The following is a 1,276-nucleotide window of genomic DNA, read 5'->3' as shown; positions in this document are numbered from 1 at the left end:
CTGCCGTGGCGAGTAATGGAGATAAAGTTTTTGAGTACGCGGATACTAGACATAAGCTTTATTTTAGTAAAAAATTATTTTATCTCGATAAAAAATCTATTCGATTTATTTTTTACTATACACCGATATAATTTGCTCATGTCTAAAACCAATCTTAAAGTGAAAGTCTGGCGCGGAGCTGAGCAAGGGGAATTTGTTGAATACCTGGTGCCGCGCACTTCTAATCAAACAGTGCTGGATGTAGTTACCTATATTCAGCGAAAAATTGATCCTACTCTTAGCTATCGATTTGCTTGCCGTGTAGGTATGTGTGGCTCTTGTGCGATGACCGTTAATGGCGTAGCCCGGTGGACTTGCAGAACCCACGTGGCCAAAATTGTAGAGGGCGATTTGCTTGAGATTGCTCCGCTGAATAACCTGCCGGTCATCAAAGACCTCGCGACTGATATGCGCGAGTTCTTTAATAAATGGAAAGGGGCAGTTGGTTTTTTTAAAGGTGAGCAAACTCGCCATGATAATTTTGCAAAGGTAAAACCAAACTCTGAGGAGCGCCAATTAGCTAATGCGGGAATTGAATGCATTGGCTGTGCTGTATGTTATGCCTCTTGTGATGTGGTTGCGAGCCGCTCGGATTATTTGGGCCCAGCAGCATTGAATCGCGCCTGGACCCTAACAAACGATGTGCGGGATGTTCAGCAATTAGACCGCTTGCGAGCAGTAGCGGGTGATGCTGGCTGCCATACCTGCCATACCCATGGTAGTTGCACTGAGCGCTGCCCAAAACAGCTAGAGCCTACTGCTGGGATCGCCGGACTCAAAAAACTTGTTGCACGAGCCGCCGTCCGGGGTAAGTTATGAGTGCAACTTTGCATAGTGACGCTATATTGCAGGCTAAGCTTTGGTATGCGCAGCGGATCAGCGCAATGATCCTTGGTTTATGCATTGCTATTCACTTATTCATTATGTTTTACGCTATTCGTGGCGGCCTTACTGCGGGTGAAATTTTAGGCCGCACTCAAGGCAATTGGTTTTTTGCAATCTTTTATGAGGTATTTGTTTTGGCTTGCTTTATCCATGCACCAATTGGCCTAGCAAATATTTTGCGTGAGAACTTTCCGCGATCCCCTGGGGTTCGCGTTTTACCTTGGATCTTGGCAATTCTAATTTTAGTATTGGGAACCACTGCTGTGCTTGGTGTATTTACTGGTGGAATAGGGCGATGACTAATAGACCAACTTTAGATCGCCGTGCCAAATCCCATCTGTCCTACTTTATT

2 protein-coding genes are annotated in these 1,276 nt (G+C 45.3%); both read left to right on the top strand.

The genetic code is table 11. The features are described 5' to 3' along the window. The first annotated feature begins 138 nt into the window (after positions 1–138). Complete coding sequence (locus B7Y67_RS18390; protein WP_293599871.1) at positions 139–858, top strand: 2Fe-2S iron-sulfur cluster-binding protein; 720 nt, start codon at positions 139–141, stop codon at positions 856–858. Continuing rightward, positions 855–1,223, top strand: coding sequence for a succinate dehydrogenase (locus B7Y67_RS18385; RefSeq protein WP_293599870.1), 369 nt, complete (start codon positions 855–857; stop codon positions 1,221–1,223). The genes B7Y67_RS18390 and B7Y67_RS18385 overlap by 4 nt, the downstream gene beginning before the upstream one ends. Positions 1,224–1,276: the final 53 nt, after the last annotated feature.

The sequence above is a fragment of the Polynucleobacter sp. 35-46-11 genome, assembly GCF_002281105.1.
Note: the sequence above shows the minus strand (reverse complement) of the source record. Positions and strands in the feature narration are given on the sequence as shown.

Excerpts from the sequence above, each read along its gene's own strand:
- B7Y67_RS18390 (WP_293599871.1), top strand. The coding sequence starts at position 139 with ATGTCTAAAACCAATCTTAAAGTGAAAGTCTGGCGCGGAGCTGAGCAA.
- B7Y67_RS18385 (WP_293599870.1), top strand. The coding sequence starts at position 855 with ATGAGTGCAACTTTGCATAGTGACGCTATATTGCAGGCTAAGCTTTGG.